This is a genomic window from Sphingomonas oryzagri (assembly GCF_029906645.1).
Classification (GTDB): domain Bacteria; phylum Pseudomonadota; class Alphaproteobacteria; order Sphingomonadales; family Sphingomonadaceae; genus Solisphingomonas; species Solisphingomonas oryzagri.
This window is the reverse complement of the sequence record NZ_JARYGZ010000002.1, coordinates 19420-44555: the sequence shown is the minus strand read 5'-3', so window position 1 is coordinate 44555 and position 25136 is coordinate 19420. Positions and strand designations below refer to the sequence as shown.

The following is a 25136-nucleotide window of genomic DNA, read 5'->3' as shown; positions in this document are numbered from 1 at the left end:
AACGCGCGTCGGGCCAAGGCCGATATGATCACGTCGCCGCCGGTTCGATCGGTTCGATGCCGAGACGCGGGATCTCGATCGCGGGGCAGCGGTCCATCACCACCTTCAGCCCGGCCGCCTCGGCGCGCGCGGCAGCGGCCTCGTTGACCACGCCGAGCTGCATCCAGACGGCCTTGGCGCCGGCGGCGATCGCCTCGTCAACCGCGTCTCCGGCGGCTTCGGAATTGCGGAAGATGTCGACGAGGTCGATCGGCTCGCCGATCTGCGCCAACTCGCGCCAGACGAACTCGCCATGGACATGCTCGCCGGTGATCTGCGGGTTGACCGGGAAGACGCGGAAGCCGTGCTCCTGCAGCGTCCGCATCACGCCGTAGCTGGGGCGGGTCGGCCGGTCGGAAATGCCGACCAGGGCGACGGTGCGGGTGTCGCGGAGCAGTTGGGCGATGTCGGCGTCGGAGGTGAGGGGCATGACGGATCTCCTTTCGAAGAGGAACGGTCGATGCGCCTAATATGGTCCATCACGTCGCTCCTGCGTAGGCAGGGGCCCATCTCCTTGGCTGTCGTGCGGGTGGCACGGTGGCGAGATGGGCTCCTGCCTACGCAGGAGCGACGACTATTTTCCGAGACTCTTCGCCACTTTCTGCGCGATCGCGAGGAACGGCGCGGCGGCCTTGTCGTCGCCCGCTGCCGGTGGCTCGCCGGCATCGGACGCACGGCGGATCGCGATGTCGAGCGGCACGCGGCCGAGGAAGGGGATGCCGAGCCGCGCGGCTTCCGCCTCCGCACCGCCCTGCCCGAACGGATCGGAGGCCTCGCCGCAATGCGGGCAGACGTAGCCCGCCATGTTCTCGACGATGCCGATCACCGGCACGCCGGCGGTGTTGAACAGGTCGATCGCGCGCGCCGCGTCGATCAGGGCCAGGTCCTGCGGGGTCGAGACGATCACCGCGCCGGCCGGGCGATGCTTCTGGATCATCGACAGCTGGACGTCGCCGGTGCCGGGCGGCAGGTCCACCACCAGGGTGTCGACATGCTCCCAGCGCCCCTCGACCAGCTGGCCGAACGCGCCGGACGCCATCGACCCGCGCCACGCCAGCGCCTTTTCGGGGGCCACCAGCTGTCCCATCGAGAGCATCGGCACGCCGTAGCGGGTCATGATCGGAAGCAGCTGCTTGTCGTGCGCGGTCGCCCGCTCGCCGTCGGCCGCCATCAGGCGCGGCTGCGAGGGGCCGTAGATGTCGGCATCGACGAGGCCGGTGCGATGACCGAGCCGGCGCAGCGCGATGGCGAGATTGGCCGACAGCGTCGACTTGCCGACCCCGCCCTTGCCCGATGCGATCGCGATCAGCCGGCGCTCGGCCTTCTCGGCAGTCTGCACGAGGCGGACCTCGCAGATCCCCGGCACGGTCGCGAGACGCCCGCGCACCTCGGCCTCCAGCGCGTCGCGCGCGGCGGCGTCGAGGCCGGTCACGTCGAGGATCACGCTGGCGACTCCGTCGGCCGAAACGCGCGGCGGCGCGATGCGGCGGGCGTCGGGCAGGGATGCGAGGGCGGCGGCGATCGGGGCGGAGTCGGTCATGTCGGCGCCGCGCTTAGAGCGATTTCGAGCCAGATGAAATCATCTGGCGGCTCGGAAATCGCGGCAGACAATGCCGGCTCGGCAAGCGATGGCACTATTTTTCCGTGTCGGCCTTCCTATAATGGCCCGATGATCGAGGATATCGGGCCGCGCCCCGGCGACGCCCCTGCCATGCTGAACGAGGAAGGCCCCTGGGGTCCGGGCGAGGACAAGACGCCCGGTGACCGCAAGGGCGGCGAGCGGCGCAACCCCTGGCTCCAGCCGCCAAGCCGCAAGCCGCGCGCGCCGAAAGAAGGCGGCCAGCCCTCGCTGGAGGAACTGATCCGGCGCGGCCGAGATCGCTTCGCCGGTCTGCCCGGCGGTGGCAGGCCGATCTGGGGCTATGCGATCGTCGCCTTCGTGGCGCTCTGGCTGTTCTCGACCAGCCTGCACCGCATCGCCCCGCAGGATGTCGGGGTGATCACCCGCTTCGGCCGCTATGCCGGCCTGCTCAAGCCCGGCGTCGGCCTGACCCTGCCTGCGCCGATCGACGTGGTGACGCCGGTCGATGTCGAGAAGCATCGCAGCTTCGACGAGCCTGCGTCCGGCGGCGCCAACCTGCTGCTGACCCGCGATCAGGATCTGGTGAACCTCACCTACACGGTGAACTGGTCGGTGCGTGACCCGGACGTCTATCTTTTCAACCTGCCCTCCGATCCGGAACCGGTACTCCGCGATGCCGCGCAGGCGGCGATGCGCGAGGCGGTGGCGGGCATGGACCTCGGCCGGATCGTCTCGGGCGACCAGAGCGATCTCGCCGCCCGCGTGGCGGCCCGCACGCAGCAGCTGCTCGATCGCTACCATGCCGGCGTGCTGGTGCAGGGCGTGTCGATCCGGCAGGCCGGGCTGCCCGCCGAGCTCGCCGATTCGGCCAAGGGCATCGATGATGCCAAGGCCGCAGTGCAGGCCGAAACCGGCAAGGCGCGCGACGATGTCAGCAAGGACATTGCCGATGCGAAGGTGCAGACTCAGCTGTTCGATCAGGCCTATGATGCCTACAAGCTCGCCCCGCAGGTAACCCGCTCGCGCATGTATTACGACATGATGGAAGCCATCCTGGCGCGCAGCGGCCGGGTGATCGTCGATGCCCCCAACGTCACCGTGCAGGTGCCGCCGCCGCCGGGCAAGAAGCCGCAGGCGCAGGCGCAGGCGCAGCAGGGAGGCGGCCAGTGAACGCCGCGCGCCTGCTCCGCAATCCGATCGGCTGGGCGATCCTGCTCATCGTCGTGGTACTCGCCGTCGCCAGCATCTTCACCACGGTGGGCGAGAGCCAGCAGGCGGTGATCGTCCGCATGGGCGTGCCCCGCGCGGTCGTGAACCGCTTCGTGCCCGGCGAGGCGCTGGGCGCGTCGGGCGCGGGCCTGGTCGCGCGGGTTCCGCTGGTCGATCAGGTCTTCTACGTCGACAGGCGCGTGCAGACGCTCGATCTCGAAGGCCAGCCGATCACCTCGGCGGACGGCCGGCCGATCGCCGCCGATGCCTATGCGCGCTACCGCGTGGTCGATCCCGCGCGCTTCTACACCGCGACGCATGGCGATACCGGCGTGTTCGCCGATACGATGAAGCCGATGCTCGGCACCGCACTGCGTACCCAGCTCGGCCAGCTGCCGGTCGCCGCGCTGCTGCTGCCCGACCGGGTGCCGCAGATGCGCGCGGTGAAGGATGCGATGGACAAGGCGGCGCAGCGTTTCGGCGTGCGCGTCGCCGAGGTGCGGCTCGATCGCACCGCCTTGCCCGAAGGCGCGCCGCTCGATGCCGCGATCGGCCGGATGCGCGCGGCGCAGGACGCGCAGGCCGATGCGATCCGCACGGATGGCTTGGCGGAAGCCGCCGGCATCCGCCGGGCGGGCGAGGACGAGGTTTCCAAGATCTACGCGGATTCGTTCGGGCAGGATCCGGAATTCTTCGATTTCTATCGCGCCATGCTGTCCTACCGGATCACGCTGGCGGATGGATCGACGCAGATGGTGCTGTCGCCCAACAGCGAATATTTCCGGCAGTTCCGCAGCGGCGGGAAACAGTGACCGCCGTCGCCCGTTCAAACCGCGTTCATGCGGTTCGTCGCAGGCTGCGCAGCAGTCGTCGCGGCGCCCCGCTGCAGTCCCTCTGAACCCATTTTCCGCTGGGGAGGCCTTCTCACGTGCGTTACGCTTATGCCATCACTGCCGCGCTGCTTGCCGGCGGCGCCGCCGCCACGTTCACGATGCACGACCAGAGCATTGCACAGGTCGCCCAGAATGCGGGTTCGCAATCGCACGGGCCGCTCGGCGGGCCGGCCAGCTTCGCGGATCTGACCGCGCGCCTCTCGCCCGCGGTGGTCAACATCTCGACCACGCAGCGGATCAAGGTGCCGCAGCAGCAGAACCCGTTCGCCGGCACGCCGTTCGACGATCTCTTCCGCCAGTTCAATGGTGGCGGCGGAGATGATGACAACGACAATGGCGGCGGCAGCGGCGGATCGGGCGGCAAGGCGCAGACGCGCGAGGCGATGTCGCTCGGCTCGGGCTTCATCATCTCGGCGGACGGCTATGTCGTCACCAACAACCACGTCATCGCCGGCGACCCGAATTCGCCGCAGAGCAAGGGCGCGACGCTGGAGAGCGTGACGGTCACGCTTCCCGACCGCACCGAATACAAGGCGAAGGTGGTCGGCCGCGATCAGGCTGCCGATCTCGCGGTGCTCAAGATCGACGCGCCCAAGCCGCTGCCCTTCGTGCAGTTCGGCGATTCGACCAAGACCCGCGTCGGCGACTGGGTGATCGCGATCGGCAACCCGTTCGCGCTGGGTGGCACCGTGACCGCCGGCATCGTCTCGGCGATCCATCGCGCCATCGGCTCCGGACCCTACGATCGCTACATCCAGACCGATGCGGCGATCAATTCCGGCAATTCGGGCGGCCCGATGTTCGACATGGCGGGCAACGTCGTCGGCATCAACTCGGCGATCTACTCGCCGTCGGGCGGCAATGTCGGCATCGGCTTCGCGATTCCGGCGGAAGAAGCGAAGCCGGTCGTCGAGGTGCTGATGAAGGGCGAGCGCGTGAAGCGCGGCTACCTCGGCGTCGCGATCCAGCAGATCGACGACGAGATGGCCTCGGCGCTCAATCTGCCCAAGAATCACGGCGAGATCGTCGGCCGCGTCGAGCCGGGCTATGCCGCCGCCAAGGCCGGCATCCAGTCAGGCGACGTGATCGTACGGGTCAACAACCAGGATGTGACGCCGGACAACACCCTGTCCTACATCGTCGCCAACCTGCCGATCGGATCGCGCGTGCCGATCGAACTCTACCGTCGCGGCCAGAAGCTGACCGTCACCGCCGTGGTCGGCGAGCGTCCGCCCGAGGATCAGCTCACCGGCCAGCTCGGCACCGGCGACGGGGACGACGACAATGGTGGCGGCGACGCGGCCGCGCAGCAGAGCAAGGCGGCCTCCTCGGCGCTCGGCCTCGGTCTGCAGGCGATCAGCCCGCGCATCGCCCAGCAGCTCGGCCTGCCGGCGAGCGTGCGCGGCGTCGTCATCGCCTCGGTCGATTCGTCGAGCGACGCGGCGTCCAACGGTCTCAAGCGCGGCGACGTGATCCTGTCGATCAACCAGCAGCCGGTCGTCACCGTGGCGGCTGCCGCGCAGGTGATCGCCGCCGCCCAGAAGGCCGGCCGCGACACGGTGCTGCTGCAGGTCCAGCGCGGCACGCAGCAGGCCATCTACATCGGCGTGAAGCTGCAGAAGAAGTGACCTGATCGAAGCCCTCTCCCGCGAAATCGGGAGAGGGCTTTAGTCCGTCATCGAGACGCGCCATAACCGTCGCTCATCCAAGGGAGCGGGCACATATGGCGGACGGCGACGGCATCTTCATCGGCGCGAGCGCGGACGGGCAGAGGCAGAGCCTCGTGCTCAAGCGCGCCAACCGCCACGGCCTGATCGCGGGTGCCACCGGTACCGGCAAGACCGTCACGCTGCAGGGCATCGCGGAGGATTTCTCCCGCCTCGGCGTCCCCGTCTTCCTCGCCGACGTGAAGGGCGATCTCTCCGGCATCGCCATGGCCGGTTCGCCGCAGGCCAAGACCCACGACATCTTCGCCGCCCGCGCCAAGGAGATCGGCGAGGACGACTGGTCCTACTCGGACAATCCCGCGATCTTCTGGGATCTGCTGGGCGAGCAGGGCCATCCGATCCGCACCACCGTGTCCGAGATGGGGCCGCTGCTGCTGGCGCAATTGCTCGATCTCAACGACGTGCAGGAAGGCGTGCTGACGGTCGCCTTCACGCTCGCCGACAAGGAGGGGCTGCTGCTCCTCGACCTCGACGATCTGGGCGCCATGCTGGCCGAGATCAGCGCGCGGGCGGACGAGCTGGCGACCACCTACGGCAATGTCTCCAAGGCCAGCGTCGGCGCAATCCAGCGCGCTTTGCTCCAGCTACGCAGCCAGGGCGGTGAGCATTTCTTCGGCGAGCCGGCGCTCGACATCCACGACTTCATGCTGACCGACGACAAGGGCCGGGGCGTGATCTCGATCCTCGCCGCCGACAAGCTGATGGCTTCGCCGAAGCTCTACGCGACCTTCCTGCTGTGGATGCTCTCCGAACTGTTCGAGACGCTTCCCGAAGTCGGCGATCCGGACAAGCCGAAGATGGTCTTCTTCTTCGACGAGGCGCACCTGCTGTTCGACAATGCGCCGCCGTCGCTGCTCACCAAGGTGGAGCAGGTGGTGCGCCTGATCCGGTCCAAGGGCGTCGGCGTCTATTTCATCACCCAGAATCCGATCGACGTGCCGGACACCGTCTCCGGCCAGCTCGGCAACCGCGTGCAGCACGCGATCCGCGCCTTCAGCCCCAAGGAGCAGAAGGCGGTGAAGGCGGCGGCCGAGACGTTCCGCGCGAACCCCGGCGTCGACGTCGCCACCGTCATCACCGAGCTGAAGGTCGGCGAGGCGCTGGTCTCTCTGCTGCAGGCGGACGGATCGCCCCAGCCGGTCGAGCGCACCCTGATCAAGCCGCCGAGGAGCCGCGTCGGCCCGATCACGCCGGAGGAGCGGGCGACGCTCCGCTCGCTGTCCCCGGTCGGCGGCAAATACGACACGCCCGTCAATCGCGAGAGCGCGTTCGAGAAGCTCGCCGCCAAGGCGCAGGCCTCGACGGCGGCTGCGCAGGCGCAGGCGGATGCCGCGCCGGCCGCGTCCGGCAAGGCGCCTCCGCCGTCGACTTGGGACAAGATGCTCCAGTCGGCGGCGCGTTCGGCCTCTTCCTCGATCGGACGGCAGGTCGCCAACGAGGTCGGCAAGCAGATATTCGGCAGCGGACGCCGTTCTTCCTCCGGTGGCGGCCTCGTCGGCTCGCTGGTACGCGGCGTGCTGGGGTCGCTGATCCGGGGGCGGTAAGGGTAAAAACCACCCGGATTTTTGCCGGCCGTTAACCCGGCCCGTCTAGCTTTCGACGAAGGTCGAAGGGAGACGACGTGATCTATCAAGCAGCCACCTACAGCGCGCCGCGCACGCGCCTCGGTCGCTGGCTGGTCGAGCCGGGTGCGGACGTACCCGACGAGATCCGCCCGATGCTGCTCGCCAGCCTGTTCGGCACGCTCGTCATCTTCTTCGGGGGTGTGTTCAACACCATTGCGGTCTCGGCCGTCGCCTCGTGGCGCCACCCGACCGCGCCCTTCCTGCTGTGGGCGGGCTACGAGATGATGCTCGGCGCCGTGAGGCTCTACGTGCTGTGGCACGCGCGCCATAACGCGCGGCTCGGCCGCCCGACGCATACCGATGCCTATGTGATCCTCGCGCTGATGTGGGCGATCGGCGTCGGCTATGGCAGCTTCCTGGGCCTGCTCAGCCGGGACTGGCTGATCGGCGGGATCACCACCATTTCCGCCGCCGCGATGGCGGGCGGCATCGCCTTCCGCAACTTCACCGCGCCGCGCCTTTGCACCGCGATGGTGATCGCCAGCTTCGGCCCAGCCGCGATCGGCGCCGCCTTGTCCGGCCGGTGGGAGCTGTGGATCCTGGTGCCGCAGGTGCCGATCTATCTGTTCAGCCTGTGGATGGCGATCCGCAGCCTGCACGGGATGCTGGTGCGCACCATCACCGCCGAACGCGAGAATGATCGCCGCGCGCATCACGACCAGCTGACCGGCCTCGTCAACCGCGCGGGGCTGGAGCGCGCGATCACCGCGTGGCAGCATCGCGAGGACCGCAAGGGGCCGCTCGCCTTCTTCTATCTCGATCTGGACGGCTTCAAGTCGGTGAACGACCGCTACGGCCACGCGGCGGGCGACGCGCTGCTGCGCATGGTGGCGGGGCGGTTGCAGGCGCTGGCGCCGGCGGGCGGCACCGCCGCGCGGATCGGCGGCGACGAGTTCGTACTACTCGTGCCCGAGGCCGATCGCGGCGGCACGCTGGGCCGCGCCGAACGCGTGATCGCGGCGATCGCCAACCGCCCCTACGATCTCGACAACGGCGTCTCGGTCACCGTCGGCACCAGCATCGGCATCGCGCGGATGCCGGATCACGGTCACGATCTCGCCCGGCTGATGTCGGCGGCCGATTCGGCGCTGTACGAGGCCAAGGGCCGGGGCCGCTGCCGCGCGGTCGTCGCCTCCGGCCCCAGCCTGCGGATCGCCGCCCAGGCCACCACGCCCCGCCGCGCCGGGGCGCGCTGAGCGCTTTCCAGACACGCCGCATCGGCCTATCTGGTATCCATGGATACCGTACTCGACAGACCCGCCCCGCCGGCGGACGTGGCTTCCGTTTCGCTCGCCGATTTCGCGCAGGATCGCGACGGCTTCGCCCAGGCTTTGGGTGGCAGTTTCGAACGCTACGGCTTCGCCGTCATCTCCAACCACGGCATTTCGAGCGACCTGATCGCGCGTGCCGAGGCCGCCTCGAAGGCCCTGTTCGCACTGCCCGTCGATGCCAAGATGGCCTATCGCCCGGCCGGCGGCGGCGGCCAGCGCGGCTACACCGCCTTCGGGGTCGAGACCGCCAAGGACGCCAAGGCGGTCGACCTCAAGGAATTCTGGCATGTCGGCCGCGAGCTGGCGGCGGGGCACGCCTACGAAGACCGGATGCCGCCGAACATCTGGCCCAAGGAACTGGCCGATTTCCGCGCGGTGATGCTCGAACTGTTCGCCGCCTTCGATGCGACCGGTGCGCGGCTGCTGGAAGCCATCGCCCGCTACCTGAAGCTCGAACCCGATTTCTTCGCGGACACCGTGCGCGACGGCAATTCCGTCCTGCGCCTGCTCCATTATCCGCCGGTGGACGGCGACGGCCCCTCGATCCGCGCCGGCGCGCACGAGGACATCAACACGATCACGCTGCTGCTCGGCGCCGAGGAGGCGGGCCTGGAGATCCTCGATCGCGACGGCCAGTGGCTGTCGGTGACGCCGAAGGAGGGCGAGCTGGCGGTCAATGTCGGCGACATGCTCCAGCGGCTCACCAACAACCGCCTGCGATCGACCACGCACCGCGTCTCCAACCCGGTGTCGGCACGGCGCGGCCATGCGCGCTATTCGATGCCGTTCTTCCTGCACTTCCGGCCGGACTATCTGATCGAGACGCTGCCGGGCTGCGTCGATGCGGCGCATCCGGATCGCTATCCGGAGCCGATCACCGCGCACGATTACCTCATGCAGCGGCTGCGTGAGATCAAGCTGCTGTGAGGCGCTGGGCGGCCGCGCTGGCGCTGCTCTCCATGGGAACTCCGGCGATGGCCGCACCGATGACCTATCCGGAGTTCAAGGCACGCGTGGTGCAGCCGCCCGCGCCCGGCCCGATCCTCGCCTACGGGGCGGACCCGCTCCAGCATGTCGAGCTGTGGAAGCCCGAGGGCAAGGGGCCGTTCCCGGTCGTGCTGATGATCCACGGCGGCTGCTGGCAGACGGCGGTCGCCAAGGCCGACATCATGCACGCGCTGGCCGCCGACCTGATGAAGCGCGGCATCGCGGTGTGGAACATCGAATATCGCGGCGTGGACGTGCCGGGCGGCGGCTATCCCGGCACGTTCGAGGATGTCGCGGCGGCGGCCGATATGCTGGGCCGCGAGGGACCGAAGCTGGGGCTGGACACGAAGCGGGTGGTGGCGATGGGCCACTCGGCGGGCGGTCACCTCGCGCTTTGGCTGGCGGCCAGGCACAGGATCGCGAAGACGAGCACGCTGTGGAGCGAGCATCCGCTGTCGATTGCAGGCGTGGTCAGCGCGGGCGGATTGCCTGATCTGGCTCAGGCGAAAACGGAGGCGGCAGAGGCCTGCGGCTCGGACACGGTGGAAAAGCTTGTAGGCCCGCAATCAGCCAGTCACCCAGATGTCTACGCGGATACTTCGCCGAAGGTCATGGGTCCGCTGGGCGTTTTTCAGGCGCTGGTGGCGGGCGAGCTGGATCCCATTTCGCCGCCTCGCTTTTCCGAAGCTTATGTCGTCCATCTCAAGTTGGGAGATGCAGGCAGTTTCAACATCGTTCCCGGCGCGGGTCATTTCGAGTTGATCACGCCGACTACGGCCGCGTGGCAAGAGCAGGTCAACACCATAACCATGCTCTTGAAGAAATAGCGCCGCAGGAACGAGGCAGGGCTGATCTAGCCCCGCCCGCGATAGCCCGGCACGCCCTGATCGGGCAGCCACAGGCCGGCGGGCGGCTCGCCCGAGGACCAGAAGACGTCGATCGGGATGCCGCCGCGCGGATACCAGTAGCCGCCGATGCGCAGCCACAGCGGCTTCATCTCGGCGAACAGGCGCTCGCCGATGCCGACGGTGCAATCCTCATGGAAGGCGGCATGGTTGCGGAACGAGCCGAGGAACAGCTTGAGCGACTTCGATTCCACGATCGTCTCGCCGGGCGCATAGTCGATCACCAGATGTGCGAAGTCGGGCTGACCGGTCACCGGGCAGAGCGAGGTGAATTCGGGCGCGGTGAAGCGCACCAGATAAGGGCGGCCGGGGCGCGGGTTGGGCACGTAATCGAGGACGGCCGCTTCGGGGCTGGCCGGAAGCTGGCTGGGCTGGCCGAGATGGGTGATGCTCATGGAGCGCCAACTAAGGTGCGCCGCCCCCCTTCGCAATGGCGGCGGCCATGCTATCTCCCCGGCAAAGGAGTATGCGCATGGACGATCTCGTCACGGTCGAATGGCTTTCGCGGCGGCTCGACGAACCCGGCATCGTCGTGCTCGACGCGACCTACCTGCCGTTCGAGCCGGAGCGCGACGCGCACGCCGAGTATCAGGCGGGCCACATCCCCGGCGCGCGCTTCCTCGATCTGAAGACGCTCGCCGACACCGACGATCCGCGCCCGACCATGGCGCCCAACCTCGCCCAGTTCCGCGCGCGGATGGCGGCGCTGGGGGTCCGGCGCGACGACCGCATCATCCTCTACGACGATTCACCGCATCGCACGGCGGCGCGCGCCTGGTGGGTGCTGCGCCTGTTCGGCGCCGACCGGCTGGCGATCCTTGACGGCGGCGCGGACGCCTGGCGCGAGGCGGGGCTGCCGCTGGAGCGGGGCACGGGGCGCTGCGATCCGCTGCCCGAGCAGCGCACCGGCTTCTCGGCCCGCGACGAGGCGCTGATCCGCGATCTGGCGGCGGTGCGCGCGCTGGTCGATGCGCCGTCCGAGCAACTGGTCGACGCGCGCGGCGCGCCCCGCTTTTCGGGCGCCGAGGGCGATCCGCGCCCCGGTATCGCGGCCGGTCACATCCCCGGATCGGTCAACCTGCCCTACAGCCGGCTGTTCGATGCGGATGGCCGCTGGAAGAAGGGCGAGGCGCTGGCCGAGCTGTTCGATCAGGCGGGCGTCGATCCGGCGCGGCCTCTGGTCTTCACCTGCGGATCGGGGATCACCGCGTCCGGCCTGTTTTTCGCCGCGCATATGCTGGGGCGCGAAGATACCGCGCTCTACGACGGATCGTGGAGCGAGTACGGCGCCGATCCCTCGACCCCCAAGGCGGTGTCATGAGCCGCGACGAAACCAAATTGGTCGAGGGCGGCCGCCGCCCCGAATGGACCGGGCGGATCGTCAACCCGCCGGTCCACCGCGCCTCCACCATCCTGTTCGACGATTGCGCCTCGCTGAAGGCCGGTGCGGGCCGCAATGCGGACGGCGACTGGCATTACGGCCGGCGCGGCACGCCGACCCAATGGGCCTTGGCCGACGCGCTCACCGATCTGGAGCCGGGCGCGGAAGGGACGATGCTCTATCCGTCCGGCGTCGCGGCGATCTCGATCGCCTTGCTGTCGGTGCTGAAGGCCGGCGACGAGCTGCTGATGGTCGATTCGACCTACGAGCCGACCCGCGTCTTCTGCCGCACCGTGCTGGCCGAGATGGGGATCACCACGCGCTTCTACGATCCGATGATCGGGGCGGGCATCGCCGACCTCATCGGCGAGACGACGGCGGCGATCTTCCTCGAAAGCCCCGGCAGCCTCACTTTCGAGGTGCAGGACGTGCCGGCGATCGTCGCGGTCGCCAAGGAGCGCGGCATCGTCACCCTGCTCGACAACACCTGGGCGACGCCCCTGCTGTTCCCGGCGATCGCGGCGGGGATCGACCTCACCATCCTCGCCTGCACCAAATATGTCGTCGGCCATTCGGATGCGATGCTGGGATCGGTCACCGCCACGGCCGCGCACCATGCCAAGCTGCGCCGCACCACGCAGCTGTTCGGCCAGCATGTCGCACCCGACGATGCCTATCTGGGCCTGCGTGGCCTGCGCACGCTCGCCGTCCGGATGAAGGCGCATGAGGAGGGCGCGCTCAAGGTCGCGCGCTGGCTGGAGGGGCGGCCGGAGGTGGCGCGCGTTCTCCATCCCGCGTTGCCATCCTGCCCCGGCCACGACGTGTGGGCGCGCGACTTCAAGGGATCGTCCGGCCTGTTCACCTTCATCCTGAACGGCGGCGACGCGGCGGCCCGCGCGGTCTTCATCGACGGGCTGGAGCATTTCGGCATCGGCTACAGCTGGGGCGGCTATGAGAGCCTCGCCCTGCCGATCGAGCCGGGCACGATCCGTTCGGCAACCCGCTGGGAGGCGGACGGCCCGGCGATCCGCCTGCATATCGGGCTGGAGCATCCCGACGACCTGATCGCCGATCTCGAGCGAGGCTTCGCCCGCATCAAGGCGGCATAAGCAAACCCGTCGGCGAAATAAGATAACGCTGTCTGTTGCGCTGAAGCAACGGTCTGTCGCCATCTGGCGATTGTTGCTCTTCTGTTGCGCGATTGTAATTGTGCGCTGCCGCGAAATCGGTACGAGTCTGGCTGTGCATCGCAGCCGGCCACTGCCTCGGGGGGTGGGAGAGTCCGGTACCGATGCACTCGCGGGTGGATGCTCCTTTGTCCAAGAAGAAAGAGGATCCACGATTATGCGCGCTTTGACCAAGGCCTGTGTCGCGTTGGCGTTCGGCACGATGGCGGCCGTTCCGGCACTGGCGGACGACGCCGCTCCGCCCAGCGCCTTCACGATCACGGGCGGCGCCACGCTGACCAGTGACTATCGCTTCCGTGGCCTCTCGCAGACCAACAAGCGCTTCGCCATCCAGGGCACGATCGGCGTCAGCCACGAATCGGGCTTCTACGTCGGCACCTGGGGCAGCTCGATCGACGATTATGTCGCCAATGGCGGCGATCAGGAGATCGATCTGTACGGCGGCTACAAGAAGACCTTCGACGGCACCACCGTCGATGTCGGCATGCTCTATTATTACTATCCGGGTTCGGGCGGCATCAATTCCGACTTCTTCGAGCCGTATGCCAACGTCTCGCACAGCTTCGGCCCGGTCGGCGTGAAGGTCGGCACCAACTTCGCCTGGAAGCAGCATGGCCTGTCGGACGGCACCGAGGATCGCCGCGGCGGCTTCTACGCCTATGTAGAGCCGTCCTTCTCGATCCCGAACACCGGCGTGACGCTGACCGGCCATGTCGGTCGCTCGTTCGTCCACAACTACATCACGTTCGGTCAGAAATACACCGACTGGAGCCTGACGGCCGCCTATACCTGGAAGGCGCTGACCTTCTCGGCGGCCTATACGGACACCAACAAGGATCTCTACAGCTACCCGCTGGGCGGCGGTAAGAACCGCAACATCTCCAAGGGTGGTTTCGTCGGCGCCGTCGCGGTCGCCTTCTGATCCGCCACGCCTGAACACCGGGCCTGAAAGCAGGAAGGGCCGCGACGGAGATGTCCGTCGCGGCCCTTTCTTTCTGCCGTCATCCCGGCCGTAGCCGGGCTGGCGCGTGTCGCTTACTGCGGCGTCGAAACGGTTGAATTGTCGCTGTTGCCGGCCGGTGCGGCGATGATGTCCTTCGCCGCCGAACCCTTGTCGACCACGTTGGTGCCGGGCGACCCGGCGTCCGAGCGGATGCCTGCATCCGGGGCGCCGCCGGCCTTGTCGATCAGGCCCTGCTGGCCCGGCGACAGCTGCACCTGGCCGCCGAACATCGCGGCGAGCGCCTGCTGCGAGGGGCTGGCCTCCTGCGGGCGGGGTTCGCCCGGACGCGGCGGGCGCAGCGCGAAATCGGGCGGGATCACCAGCGGCGGGTTGCGGGTGACGACGAACTCGTTGGGCGCGTTGCGGTTGCCGAAGCCGGTCGCCTTGGTGTGGGCGCAGCCGCCCAGCACCGCCGCTCCGCCTGCCAGAGCCACCACCGTCGCGATCGTCCTACGCATCAATTCTTCTCCGAAGCGGCGGGCGTGCGCACCAACAATGCGCGCAGCACCAGCAGCAATACGCCCACCGTAATAGCGGCATCGGCGACATTGAAAACCAGGAAAGGGTGCACGCCGCCGAAATGCAGGTCGAGGAAGTCGGCGACATAGCCGAGCCGCACCCGATCCGTGATGTTGCCGAGCGCGCCGCCGAGCACCAGGCCCAGCGCCGCGGCATCGAGCTTGTTGCGCTCTCGCCACAGCCAGAACACCACCGCGACCGCTATGCCGGCGGTCAGCAGCACCAGCAGCCAGCGTTCCACCGGCCCGTCGGCGGTGAGGAAGCCCATCGAGATGCCGTGATTCTCCACCCAGTAGAAGCGGAAGATCGGCAGCACCTCGATCACGGTGCGCACCGGCAGGTTCACGCCATGGATGATGATCGCCTTGATGAACTGGTCCAGCGCGTAGACCAGCAGGGCGACCGCGAAACCCATGCGGCGGGTGATCTTCAGGTCAGCCATGAACGACGCTTTCGCAACGGTCGCACAAATCGCCGTCTTCCTTCACTTCGGGGAGGTGCCGCCAGCAGCGGCCACATTTGTGCCAGTCGGTGACGTGGACCACCACCTGCGTGGAATCGGTCGTCTCCAGCTGCACGTCGGACACGATGAACAGCTCGGTGAGTTCGGAGGGCGTCGCGGCGGGGCGCTCGGGCGATCCGATCGCGACCCTGGCCTGCAGCGACGAGCCCAGTTCCTTCGCCTTGCGCATCGGCTCGATCGCCGCCGAGACGGTGAGGCGAAGGTCGCGCAGCTGCTGCCAGTTCTGCGCCAGTCCCTCGTCGATCCACAGGCCTTCCACCTCCGGCCACTCCAGCAGATGCACGGAGCCGGTGTCGGGATAGCGCGTGCCCCACACCTCTTCCGCCGTGAAGCAGAGGATCGGCGCGGCATAGCGCACCAGCGCCTGGAACAGGATGTCGAGCGCGGTGCGGTAGGAGCGGCGCGTCAGGCTCTCCGGCGCGTCGCAATAGAGGCAGTCCTTGCGGATATCGAAGAAGAAGGCCGAGAGATCGGCATTCGCGAAATCCGTGAGCGCACGGGCGTAGCGGTTGAACTCGAAGGCGTCGGTGGCGGAGCGCAGTTCCGCGTCGAGCTTGGCGAGCAGGTGGAGCACGTAGCGCTCCAGCTCGGGCATCTCGCTGACCGCGACGCGCTCCTCCTCGCCGAACCCGTCGAGCGCGCCGAGCAGGTAGCGGAAGGTGTTGCGCAGCTTGCGATAGGCGTCGGACGTGCCGGCCAGCACCTCCTTGCCGATGCGGACATCCTCGAAATAGTCGGTCGAGGCCACCCACAGGCGCAGGATGTCGGCGCCGCTCTCATTGATAACCTTGAGCGGATCGACGACGTTGCCGAGGCTCTTGGACATTTTGCGGCCCTGCCCGTCGAGCGCGAAGCCGTGGGTCAGCACCGCGTCATAGGGCGCGCGTCCGCGCGTGCCGCAGCTTTCCAGCAGCGAGGACTGGAACCAGCCGCGATGCTGGTCCGATCCTTCGAGATAGAGATCGGCGCGGACGCCCTCGCCATAACGCGCCTCGACGGTGAAGGCATGGGTGGAGCCGCTGTCGAACCACACGTCGAGGATGTCGGTGACGGGCTGCCACACGGTCGTGTCGTGGCCGAACTCGGCCAGCAGGGCGGCATGGTCCATCGTGTACCACACGTCCGCGCCGCCGGCCTTGAAGGCCTCGACGATGCGGGCGTTGAGGCCCTTGTCGTCCAGATAGCGGCCGGTCTTGGGATCGACATAGATGGCGATCGGCACGCCCCAGGCGCGCTGGCGCGAGATCACCCAGTCGGGGCGCCCGGCGACCATCGATCCGATGCGGTTGCGGCCCTTGTCCGGCACGAAGCGGGTATGCTCGATCGCGTCCAGCGCGAGCTCGCGGAGGGTGGGGCCGTTCGTGGCGGGCGCTTCGCTCGCGGCACGTCCTTCGACAGGCTCAGGACGAACGGAGTTCTCTTGGCCAGCCTCATTAAACCCGTTCGTGCTGAGCGAAGTCGAAGCACGTGGCCCAAGCGCAGCGCTCGCCGCGATCGGCTTGTCCATCGCGATGAACCATTGCGGGGTGCAGCGGAAGATCACCTTGGCCTTGGAGCGCCACGAATGCGGGTAGGAGTGCACCATGCTCCCCGCCGCCAGCAGCGCGCCCGCTTCGCGCAGGCCCGTGCAGATCGGGCCGTCCGGCGCGTTGAGCTTGGGGGCGATGACGCTGCCCTGTCCGCCCATCCACGCCCAGTCGGCGCGGTAGAAGCCGTTATCCTCCACCGCGAACACCGGATCGATGCCGTGCGCCTTGCAGAGCAGGAAATCGTCCTCGCCGTGATCGGGCGCCATGTGGACGAGGCCGGTGCCCGCATCGGTGGTGACGAAGTCGCCGGGCAGGAAGGGGCGGGGCTTCGCGAAGAAGCCGCCCTTCGCGTGCATCGGATGCCGCGCGACGGCTCCCGCAAGCTGTGAGCCCTTGTAGGTTTCTCCCTCGTAGCAAGCGAGACCAGTGCGACGTGAGAACGCTTCGACCAAGTCTGCCGCCACGAGGAACAGCGACTTATATTCCGGCATATCGACCCGCACGTATTCAACGTCAGGGCCATAAGCCAAAGCCTGATTCACCGGGATCGTCCACGGCGTAGTCGTCCAGATTACTGCGCGCGTTCCGACCAACTCTGGAGCAAGCGGCGCCTCGACGATCTCGAACGCCACGTCGATTTGAGTGGACGTGATGTCCTCATATTCCACCTCGGCCTCGGCGAGCGCGGTCTTCTCGACCGGGCTCCACATCACCGGCTTGGCGCCGCGATAGAGCTGGCCGGTCTCGGCGAACTTGAGCAGCTCGCCGGCGATCGCCGCCTCGGCCTCGTACTTCATGGTGAGATAGGGATCGTCCCAGTCCCCCATCACGCCGAGCCGCTTGAACTGGTCGCGCTGCACGTCGACCCATTTCTGGGCGTAGGCGCGGCATTCGGCGCGGAACTGGTCGACGGGCACGTCGTCCTTGTTCTGCTTCTTGGCGCGATACTGCTCCTCGACCTTCCATTCGATCGGCAGGCCGTGGCAGTCCCAGCCCGGAACATAGGGCGCATCCTTGCCGAGGAGCGACTGGCTGCGGACGATGATGTCCTTCAGCACCTTGTTCATGGCGTGGCCCATGTGGATGTCGCCATTGGCGTAGGGCGGGCCGTCGTGGAGGATCCAGCGCTCGCGCCCGGCGCGCTGCTTGCGGAGCGTGCCGTAGAGGTCTTCGCTCTGCCATTTGGCGAGGATCGCGGGTTCCTTCGCCGCGAGGCCGGCCTTCATGGGAAAGTCGGTCTTCGGCAGGAAGACGGTGTCGCGGTAGTCGGGCTTGGAAGTGGCGTCGGACATATCGCCGCGGGCTTTAGCGCAGGATTCGGCGCCGCCAAAGCCCTTTCCCGCGCGGTCCCCCTCCCTGAAAGGGAGGGGTTAGGGGTGGGTTCGTCTCCGGATTGGGTCGCGCCGGCCTCAGGCGAACCCACCCCCGACCCCTCCCTTTCAGGGAGGGGAGAGGATGCGCTTCGCCTCTTCGCAATCCCGGCCGATCTGGGCGACCAGCGCGTCGAGGCTGTCGAACTTCGCCTCGGGGCGGAGGAACTCGATCAGCTCCACCTCGATCGTCTGGCCGTAGAGATCGCCCGAGAAATCGAAGAAATACGGCTCCAGCAATTCCTTGGGCGGATCGAACTGAGGCCGCACGCCAAGATTGGCCGCGCCATCCACCACGCGCCCGTCCGCCAGCCGCCCGCGCACCGCATAGACGCCGTAAGCGGGGCGGAGGTAATCGCCGATCGCGACGTTGGCGGTGGGATAGCCGATCGTGCGGCCGAGCTTGTCGCCGTGCTGCACCGCGCCCCGGATGGTGAAGGGCCGGGTGAGCAGCCGCGCCGCCGCCTGCGGCGCACCGCTCCGCAGATGCTCGCGGATGCGGGTGGAGGAAGCGACGGCGCCGTCGGCTTCCACCGGCGCGATCGCCTCGGCGCCGAGGCCGTAGGTGCGGCCGAGCGATGCCAGCGCATCCGTCGTGCCGGCGCGATCCTTGCCGAAGGTGAAGTCGTGCCCCGTCACCACCGCGCCCGCGCCGATCCGGTCGAACAGCCAGTCGGCGACGAAGCCTTCGGGGCTGACGGCGGCCATCGCGCGATCGAAGGGCAGCACGATCGCGCCGTCCATGCCGAACGCCTCGAACAGATCGAGCCGCTGCGCCATGGTGGTCAGCAGGAAATGCGGGGCTTCGGGCCGGAACAGGCGGGCGGGATGCGGATCGAAGGTGGCGACCAGCGCGGGGCGCCCTTCGGCGCGGGCGCGTTCCAGCGCACGGCCCACCACCGCCTGGTGGCCGATGTGGAATCCGTCGAAATTGCCGAGCGCCACGACGCCGCCGCGCAGATGCTCGGGGACGGGGCGGTCCCCGGAGAGCCGTTCCATGGAGGCGCGCTATAGCAGAGGGGCGGGGCGGAGCTAGCCCCCTCGCTGGGAGGGGGCGTTACGGGCGTACCAGCGTGACGAAATCGAAGTCCGGCCCGCCCAGAACGCGATTCTCGATGCGCCAACCCTGCCCAAGCGGCGGCATCTTGGTGTCGCCGTCGGGCGAGCGATGCACTTCGGTCAGCTCGATGCGATGGGCGCGGTCCATGAACAGGCGGTAGATCTCCGCCCCGCCGATCACCGCGATCTCCTCCGCGTCGCCGGCCAGCGCGATCGCGCTGTCGACATCGTGTGCCACCTCGGCGCCCGGCTTCGACCAGCCGGCATCGCGGGTCAGCACGATGTGGCGGCGGCCGACCAGAAGGCTGGGGAAGCTCTCGAAGGTCTTGCGGCCCATCACCATCGGCTTGCCCATCGTCATCGCCTTGAAGCGCTTGAGGTCTTCCGGCAGCCGCCACGGCAGCGCGCCGTCCTTGCCGATCACGCCATTGTCGGCGCGGGCGACGTAGAAGACGATTTCCGGCCGGCTCATACCGCCACCGCGCCCTTGATGTGCGGATGCGCCTCATAGCCTTCGATCACGAAGTCTTCCGGCTCGTAGCCGTCTATGCTGTCGGCCTTGCGCAGGATCTTCAGCGTCGGCAGCGGCTTGGGATCGCGGGTCAGCTGCAGGCGCGCCTGCTCCAGATGGTTGGAATAGAGGTGGCAGTCGCCGCCGGTCCACACGAAGGTGCCTGGCTCCAGATCGCACTGCTGGGCGAGGATGTGAACCAGCAGCGCATAGCTCGCGATGTTGAACGGCACGCCGAGGAACACGTCGGCCGAGCGCTGGTAGAGCTGGAGGTCGAGCCGGCCGTTCGCCACCCGCGTCTGGAACAGGCAGTGGCACGGCGCCAGCGCCATTTGCGGCAGGTCCGCCGGGTTCCAGGCGGAGACGATCTGGCGGCGCGAGGCGGGTTGTTCCCTGATCTGGCGGACCAGCTCGGCGATCTGGTCGATGACCTGCCCGTCCGGCCCTTCCCAGCGGCGCCACTGCTTGCCGTATACCGGGCCGAGCTCGCCGTCCGACGCCGCCCATTCGTCCCAGATGCTGACTCGGCGTTCCTGCAGCCACTTCACGTTGGTGTCGCCGCGCAGGAACCACAGCAATTCGACGATGATCGATCGCAGGTGGAGCTTCTTGGTCGTCACCAGCGGGAAGCCCTTGGAGAGATCGAACCGCATCTGGTGGCCGAACACGCTCAAGGTGCCGACACCGGTGCGGTCGTGCTGCTCGACGCCTTCGTCGAGGATGCGCTGCATGAGATCGAGATAGGCTTTCACGGGTGCAGCTTGTGCACCAGCGCGGCGGCGAGTCCAAGCGGCCCCGATCACGAACCGATCACTCCATTGTGGACAAGTCGTCCTTTGCCGTTCGGTCGTGGCGGTTCCACTCCTCGCGCCATGCAATGCGCGCGCGTCGTCAGCCCTGCCGATGCCTTCGCCCTGTTCGGCGAACTGGCCGGGCGCGGGCGCGAGCATCTCTGGTCGGCCACGCTCGATCGGCAGGGCGGGGTGCTGGCGATGCGGCGCGGCGGGCCGGGCGATGCCTGTTCGGCGTCGCTACCGGTGGGCGCGCTGCTGCGGGATGCGCTGGCCTGCGGGGCGTGGGGCCTGATCGTCGCGCACAACCATCCGGCGGGCGATGCGGCGCCCAGTCCGCAGGATATCCGCGCGACCCGTCGGCTGGCGGAAGGCGCCGGTGCGCTGGGGCTGCACCTGCTCGATCATGTCCTCGTCGCGCGCGGCGAATGGGCGAGCTTCCGGTTGCTGGGGTTGCTCTAGAGCGGCTTGCCGTTCGCGTCGCAGGGGTGGATGGCCTGCGGCAGGGGGCGTTCGCCCTTCGCCACGAAGGTGGCGAGGTAGCCGCCGGCCGACGGCATCTCGCGTTGGTTAACCCGCTCGAAGCCGACCGCCTTCAGCTCGCATTCCAGCAGGCGCGGCGGGGTGCCGTGGCGGAAGGTCGGACGGTCGGCATCGACCACCACCAGCTCGCCGCCGGGCTTGAGCGCGGGCCGCACGTTCCACAGGAATTCGTAGGGCTGGGCGACCTCGTGGTACATGTGGACCATCAGCACGCGGTCGAAGCTGTTGGGCGGCAGGCGCGGATTGGCCGGGTCGCCCAGCCGTACGCTGACATTGTCCAGCCGCTCGCGATTGACGCGCTCGGCCAGCGCATCGCGCACATCGGGCACGATATCCTCGGCCAGCACGCGGCCGTTGTCGCCGACGCGGGCGGCGAGGCGGATGGTGTAATAGCCTTCGCCCGCGCCGATGTCGGCGACGGTCATGCCGCGTTTGATCCCGGCCTTGTCCATCACCGCGCGCGCCTCGTCGAGCTTGTCGCGCGCGGCCTCGGTCGAATAGGCGGTCTCGACGATGCTGGCGACGGGCCGCGCGGGGAGCGGGAAGCCATCCTTGTTACGCTGGAACTGCGGTGTCGGCGGCTGGTCGTGCTTGTCCTTCCCGCAGGCGGCGAGCGGCAGCGTCATCAGTACGAGCGCAAGCGCTCGCCTCAATCGACGTCCTCCACGTCCGCCGATTCGCCCGTTACGCGCTGCGACAGCGCGGCGGCCATGAACGGATCGAGCGCGCCGTCGAGCACCTCGTCGGGCGCCGTCGATGTCACTCCGGTGCGCAGATCCTTCACCATCTGATACGGCTGGAGTACGTAGGATCGGATCTGGTGGCCCCAGCCGATATCGGTCTTGGTGGCGTTCTCGGCGTTCGCCTTGGCCTCGCGGATCTGCAGCTCGCGCTCGTAGAGCTTGGCGCGCAGGCGTTTGAAGGCGGTCTCGCGATTCTTGTGCTGCGATCGGTCGTCCTGGCTCTGCACCACGATGTTGGTGGGCAGGTGGACGATGCGGACGGCCGAATCGGTGCGGTTGACGTGCTGGCCGCCGGCGCCGGATGCGCGATAGGTGTCGATGCGCAGATCCTTGTCCTCGATCTGGATGTCGATGTCATCGTCGACCTCCGGATAGACCCACACGCTCGAGAAGCTGGTGTGGCGGCGCGCGGCGCTATCATAGGGCGAGATGCGGACGAGGCGGTGGACGCCGCTCTCGGTCTTGGCCCAGCCGAAGGCGTTTTCGCCCTTCACCAGCAGGGTGGCGGACTTGATGCCGGCCTGTTCGCCGTCGTGGAAGTCGATCAGCTCGACCTTGAGGCCGCGCCGCTCGGCCCAGCGCGTGTACATGCGCTGGAGCATCCCGGCCCAGTCTTGGCTCTCGGTGCCGCCGGCACCCGCGTTGATCTCGATGAAGGCGTTGTTGCCGTCGGCCTCGCCCGCCAGCAGCGCCTTGATCTTGTCGATCTCGGACCGTTCGGCTAGCGCGCCGAGGCTGGCGACCGCCTCGTCCTCGATGGCGGTGTCGCCCTCCATCTCGGCCAGCTCGATCAGCTCGATCGTGCCGTCGCGATCCTTTTCGATCGTCTTCACCGCGTTGATCGATTCGTCGAGCCGGCGGCGTTCGGACATGATCGCCTGCGCCTGCTTGGGATCGTTCCACAGCGACGGATCCTCGACGCGTGCGTTCAGTTCGTCGAGACGGCGCAGCGCGCGGTCCCAATCGATGAACCGGCGGACGAGCGCCATCGCGGCGTTGATCTTCTCGACATGGGCTTGCGCTTCGGCGCGCATCGGAAACTCCAGAACCTAATTCGTCATGCCGGCGAGTACCGGCTCCAAGACAGGGGCGCTGCCTATCGCACACATCGCGCCGTCATTGCGAGCGCAGCGAAGCAATCCACGCCGCAGGCGCTGCGCTGATGGATTGCTTCGTCGCTTCGCTCCTCGCAATGACGAGCGCCGGGGCGACGATCCGGCTTTAGTAAATCCCGCCCTGTTGTTGCAAGAAGTCCGCGTCGCTTGCCTTCGGCTGGCTCTTCGGCGCATCCTTGATCGCGGTCTCGCGCTTGATCGTGCGGCGCGGCTCGGTCTCGGGCTTGAACGCCTCCCAGATGATCGGGGAGAGCGGGTCGTTGCTCGGCCAGCCGCCATAGACGCGCCGGCCGGTGGCGCGATCGACGCGGACCATGCGGATGCCCGGCGCCAGCGGGAAGGGCTTCACAGGATCGTCCTTCATCGTCGCCAGCGCGAACTGCTTGAACACCGGCGCCGCGATCGTGCCGCCCTGCGCATAGCCGCCCAGCGGACGCGGCCGGTCGTAACCGAGATAGAGGCCGCCGACGAGATCGGCCGATCCGCCGACGAACCACACGTTGGTCGGCCCCGTGGTGGTGCCGGTCTTGCCGAACATCGGACGGCCGAGATCGCGCAGGATCGTGGCGGTGCCGCGCTGGACGACGCCTTCCATCATGTGGACGATCTGGGTGGCGGTGGTGGCGTCGATCACCTGCTTGCCGCGGACCGGCGGCCGCGGCATCGGCTTGCCGTTCCAGTCGGGCGCGTTGCAGCCGTCGCACGGCCGCGTGTCGGCGCGATAGATCACCTTGCCGTGGCGATCCTGCACATAGTCGATGAGCGTCGGCGGCATCTGGCGGCCGAGATTGTCGAGCGCCGAATAGGCGTTGACCATCTTGAGCACGGTCGTGTCGCCCGCGCCCAGCGCGTAGGCGAGCTGGTTCGGGTAATCGCCGACGCCCAGGTTGCGGGCGTTCTGCGTCACCTTGTCCATGCCGATCTGGCTGGCGATGCGCACCGTCATCAGGTTGCGCGACTGTTCGAGGCCCCAGCGCATCGTCTTGGGGCCGGCATAGCCGCCGCCGAAGTTGCGGAAGCATTTGGTGCCGAGCCGCGCCGTCTGGAACACGCAGAACGGCCCGTCGACCACGATCGAGGCCGGGGTCATCCCGTTGTCGAGCGCGGCCGAGTAGACGATCGGCTTGAAGGTGGAGCCGGGCTGGCGCAGCGCCTGCGTCGCGCGGTTGAAGCTGCCCCCGCGGAAATCCCAGCCGCCCTGCATGGCGAGGATCTGCCCGGTATGCGGGTTCTCGATCACCATGCCGCCGGAGATCGCCGGGATGGAGCGCAGCGTCCAGGTGGAGACGTCCTTCTTCACGACGATCAGGTCGCCGGGCTGGAGGAAGTTATAGGCGGCGGTCGCGGTGCCGGTTTTCGGCGTGGAGGCCGCGGAAGAGGGCAATTCGTCCTTGGTGCCGTCCTCGAAGCCGATTTCGGCGACGCCGCCCGATTTGGACAGCACGACCGCCTTCTTCCAGTCGGCATAACCCGGCCCGACATTGGCGGCGATCAGCCGGCCCTGCCAGCCTTCGCCCACCTCGATATGGCCGGACGGCCCGCTCCAGCCATGGCCGTTGGCATAACGGGCGAGGCCGTCGCGCAGCGCTTTCTCGGCCGCCGCCTGCTTGGTCGCGTCGAACGAGGTGCGCACCCACAGGCCGCCGCCATAAACGGAATAGGGGCCGTCCTCGTCATTCTCGCCGAACTTCTGGATCAGCTCGCGGCGCACTTCCTCGGCGAAATAGCCGGGCGGCATCTCCTGCCGGATGGGCTGGCGCTCGATCGCGCCGAGCGGGGCGTTGTCCGCCTCCTGCCGCTGCGCCTCGGTAATGTAGCCGTTCTTCGCCATTTCGCGCAGCACGTAGGAGCGCCGCGCCAGCGCGCGATCCATGTCATGTTCGGGCGTGTAGTTGCTGGGCGCCTTGGGCAGGATGGCGAGATAGGCCATCTCCGGCAGCGTCAGATCCTTTACGTCCTTGCCGAAATAGCTCTGCGCCGCCGCCTCGACGCCATAGGCGTTCCGGCCGAGAAAGATCTGGTTGAGGTAGATTTCGATGATCTGCTGCTTGGACAGCGTCTGCTCGATCTTCACCGCCAGGATCGCCTCGCGAACCTTGCGCTTGATCGAATATTCGTTGCCGGTCAGCAGGTTCTTGGCGACCTGCTGGGTGATGGTGGAGCCACCGCGCGCGCGATCCCCGGTGCCGGCCTTGCGCACATAATCGACCACCGCGCCGGCCAGCCCGGTCACGTCGATCCCGTGGTGGCTGAAGAAATTCTTGTCCTCCGCCGACACGAAGGCATCGACCAGCAGCGGCGGCAGCTCGCCATAGGAGAGCTGGACGCGCCGCTCGCGCGCGAAGGTGTAGATCGGCGCGCCGTCGATCCCGCGCAGGTTGGTCGGCAGCGGCGGTTCGTAGGCGAGCAATTTGTCGGTCGACGGCAGGTCGCGCGCGAAGATCAGCCAGATGGCGAGGATGCCGACCAGGCCGATGCCGATCAGTCCGCCGAACGCCTTGCTCCACCGCGAACGCAGGATACGCCGCCAGCGGGGATCGTCCTCCCGCCTGATCGTCGCCCGTCCGCCGCCGTTATCCGCCTGATCTTCCATGCGCTGCGCGGTCTAGAGGGGAACGCGGGGG

Annotated in this window: 23 protein-coding genes; 11 read left to right on the top strand and 12 right to left on the bottom strand. The window is 68.0% G+C overall.

What is annotated here, in order from left to right; genetic code table 11:
- Positions 1-28 precede the first annotated feature (28 nt).
- Positions 29-469, bottom strand: coding sequence for a CoA-binding protein (locus QGN17_RS14310; RefSeq protein ID WP_281045266.1), 441 nt, complete (start codon positions 467-469; stop codon positions 29-31).
- Between the two features lie 144 nt (positions 470-613).
- Positions 614-1579, bottom strand: a complete 966-nt coding sequence (locus QGN17_RS14305; protein WP_281045265.1) for an Mrp/NBP35 family ATP-binding protein — start codon at positions 1577-1579, stop codon at positions 614-616.
- 129 nt (positions 1580-1708) lie between these two features.
- Here QGN17_RS14305 and hflK point away from each other — a divergent pair, with 129 nt between their 5' ends.
- The 7 genes from hflK to QGN17_RS14270 all read left to right on the top strand — a co-directional run bounded on the left by hflK (position 1709) and on the right by QGN17_RS14270 (position 10160).
- Positions 1709-2791 (top strand): protease modulator HflK, encoded by a 1083-nt coding sequence (hflK, locus tag QGN17_RS14300; protein ID WP_281045264.1) that lies wholly within the window; start codon positions 1709-1711, stop codon positions 2789-2791.
- On the top strand, positions 2788-3642 hold the full coding sequence (locus QGN17_RS14295; protein ID WP_281045263.1) for an SPFH domain-containing protein: 855 nt from the start codon (positions 2788-2790) through the stop codon (positions 3640-3642). Before hflK ends, QGN17_RS14295 begins: the two co-directional genes overlap by 4 nt.
- Before the next feature lie 116 nt (positions 3643-3758).
- Complete coding sequence (locus QGN17_RS14290) at positions 3759-5351, top strand: Do family serine endopeptidase (protein WP_281045262.1); 1593 nt, start codon at positions 3759-3761, stop codon at positions 5349-5351.
- A 95-nt stretch (positions 5352-5446) separates the two neighbouring features.
- Positions 5447-6994, top strand: a complete 1548-nt coding sequence (locus QGN17_RS14285) for a helicase HerA-like domain-containing protein (protein ID WP_281045261.1) — start codon at positions 5447-5449, stop codon at positions 6992-6994.
- A gap of 77 nt (positions 6995-7071) precedes the next feature.
- Entirely contained in the window at positions 7072-8271 is a 1200-nt protein-coding gene (locus QGN17_RS14280; protein WP_281045260.1) for a diguanylate cyclase domain-containing protein, read from the top strand.
- Positions 8272-8310: 39 nt separating this feature from the next.
- Positions 8311-9273, top strand: coding sequence for an isopenicillin N synthase family dioxygenase (locus QGN17_RS14275; RefSeq protein ID WP_281045259.1), 963 nt, complete (start codon positions 8311-8313; stop codon positions 9271-9273).
- Positions 9270-10160 carry an alpha/beta hydrolase family protein gene (locus tag QGN17_RS14270; RefSeq protein WP_281045258.1) on the top strand — a complete coding sequence of 297 codons (891 nt, stop codon included), beginning with the start codon at positions 9270-9272 and terminating at the stop codon, positions 10158-10160. Before QGN17_RS14275 ends, QGN17_RS14270 begins: the two co-directional genes overlap by 4 nt.
- Positions 10161-10186: 26 nt before the next feature.
- On the opposite strand, the gene queF is transcribed toward QGN17_RS14270, so the two are convergent.
- Positions 10187-10633, bottom strand: a complete 447-nt coding sequence (gene queF / locus QGN17_RS14265) for a preQ(1) synthase (protein ID WP_281045257.1) — start codon at positions 10631-10633, stop codon at positions 10187-10189.
- A 77-nt stretch (positions 10634-10710) separates the two neighbouring features.
- On the opposite strand from queF, the gene QGN17_RS14260 reads away from it, so the two are divergent.
- The 3 genes from QGN17_RS14260 to QGN17_RS14250 all read left to right on the top strand — a co-directional run bounded on the left by QGN17_RS14260 (position 10711) and on the right by QGN17_RS14250 (position 13728).
- Entirely contained in the window at positions 10711-11559 is an 849-nt protein-coding gene (locus QGN17_RS14260; RefSeq protein WP_281045256.1) for a sulfurtransferase, read from the top strand.
- Positions 11556-12728: a cystathionine beta-lyase gene (gene metC / locus QGN17_RS14255; protein ID WP_281045255.1), complete on the top strand. Its 1173-nt coding sequence runs from the start codon at positions 11556-11558 to the stop codon at positions 12726-12728. Before QGN17_RS14260 ends, metC begins: the two co-directional genes overlap by 4 nt.
- 235 nt (positions 12729-12963) lie before the next feature.
- Positions 12964-13728 (top strand): TorF family putative porin, encoded by a 765-nt coding sequence (locus QGN17_RS14250; protein ID WP_281045254.1) that lies wholly within the window; start codon positions 12964-12966, stop codon positions 13726-13728.
- Between the two features lie 113 nt (positions 13729-13841).
- Here QGN17_RS14250 and QGN17_RS14245 read toward each other — a convergent pair whose 3' ends face one another.
- The 6 genes from QGN17_RS14245 to QGN17_RS14220 form a co-directional block, all read right to left on the bottom strand.
- The gene (locus tag QGN17_RS14245; RefSeq protein ID WP_281045253.1) at positions 13842-14267 is read right to left on the bottom strand and encodes a DUF3035 domain-containing protein; all 426 of its coding nucleotides are present in this window, start codon (positions 14265-14267) and stop codon (positions 13842-13844) included.
- A complete protein-coding gene (gene lspA / locus QGN17_RS14240) occupies positions 14267-14770 on the bottom strand; it encodes a signal peptidase II (protein ID WP_281045252.1) in 504 nt (167 codons plus the stop codon). Before lspA ends, QGN17_RS14245 begins: the two co-directional genes overlap by 1 nt.
- Entirely contained in the window at positions 14763-17672 is a 2910-nt protein-coding gene (ileS, locus tag QGN17_RS14235; RefSeq protein ID WP_281045251.1) for an isoleucine--tRNA ligase, read from the bottom strand. Before ileS ends, lspA begins: the two co-directional genes overlap by 8 nt.
- Before the next feature lie 147 nt (positions 17673-17819).
- Entirely contained in the window at positions 17820-18749 is a 930-nt protein-coding gene (locus QGN17_RS14230; protein WP_281045250.1) for a bifunctional riboflavin kinase/FAD synthetase, read from the bottom strand.
- A 58-nt stretch (positions 18750-18807) separates the two neighbouring features.
- Positions 18808-19281 carry a dihydrofolate reductase gene (locus QGN17_RS14225; RefSeq protein ID WP_281045249.1) on the bottom strand — a complete coding sequence of 158 codons (474 nt, stop codon included), beginning with the start codon at positions 19279-19281 and terminating at the stop codon, positions 18808-18810.
- The gene (locus QGN17_RS14220) at positions 19278-20072 is read right to left on the bottom strand and encodes a thymidylate synthase (RefSeq protein WP_281045248.1); all 795 of its coding nucleotides are present in this window, start codon (positions 20070-20072) and stop codon (positions 19278-19280) included. The genes QGN17_RS14225 and QGN17_RS14220 overlap by 4 nt, the downstream gene beginning before the upstream one ends.
- Before the next feature lie 120 nt (positions 20073-20192).
- On the opposite strand from QGN17_RS14220, the gene QGN17_RS14215 reads away from it, so the two are divergent.
- A complete protein-coding gene (locus tag QGN17_RS14215; protein WP_281045247.1) occupies positions 20193-20573 on the top strand; it encodes a JAB domain-containing protein in 381 nt (126 codons plus the stop codon).
- Here the strand turns inward: QGN17_RS14215 and QGN17_RS14210 are convergent.
- The 3 genes from QGN17_RS14210 to QGN17_RS14200 form a co-directional block, all read right to left on the bottom strand.
- Entirely contained in the window at positions 20570-21280 is a 711-nt protein-coding gene (locus tag QGN17_RS14210) for a class I SAM-dependent methyltransferase (protein WP_281045246.1), read from the bottom strand. The genes QGN17_RS14215 and QGN17_RS14210 overlap by 4 nt on opposite strands.
- Positions 21281-21303: 23 nt before the next feature.
- Complete coding sequence (gene prfB, locus QGN17_RS14205; RefSeq protein ID WP_281045245.1) at positions 21304-22431, bottom strand: peptide chain release factor 2; 1128 nt, start codon at positions 22429-22431, stop codon at positions 21304-21306.
- Positions 22432-22618: 187 nt separating this feature from the next.
- Positions 22619-25105, bottom strand: coding sequence for a penicillin-binding protein 1A (locus tag QGN17_RS14200; RefSeq protein ID WP_281045244.1), 2487 nt, complete (start codon positions 25103-25105; stop codon positions 22619-22621).
- Between the last annotated feature and the right edge of the window lie 31 nt (positions 25106-25136).